Raw genomic sequence first — 281 nt, 5'->3', positions numbered from 1 at the left:
ACCTGAAGCCCGGAGCGCTGCGCGATCTCGACCAGCGCCTTCGCCGTCGTGGTCTTACCCGTGCCGGCCCCCGCCTCCAGAACGGTGACGGCTGCCGCACCGCTCACGTGACGCAGGGCCGCCCTCTGCTCTTCGGCGAGCGGGGCGGCGGTGGCCAGCACCGCGTCCACGACCGGTACTGGGATGACGCGCTCGGCCGCAGGCCGGTCGGCGGCGCGCAGCAGCGCGGACTCGGCGGCAGCGATCCCCGGTGTCGTCCAACAGGCCTCCCGCTCTGCCTG

1 protein-coding gene is annotated in these 281 nt (G+C 74.7%); it reads right to left on the bottom strand.

Annotated elements, in window-relative coordinates; genetic code table 11:
- A partial coding sequence (locus KZZ04_RS18865) for an AAA family ATPase (RefSeq protein ID WP_219423779.1) occupies positions 1–281 on the bottom strand: 281 nt, incomplete at both ends.

The organism is Pseudoalteromonas sp. CR1 (assembly GCF_019392235.1).
Classification (GTDB): Bacteria; Pseudomonadota; Gammaproteobacteria; order Enterobacterales; family Alteromonadaceae; genus Pseudoalteromonas.
The sequence above is the reverse complement of the archived record's forward strand: the minus strand, read 5'-3'. Positions and strand labels throughout refer to the sequence as shown.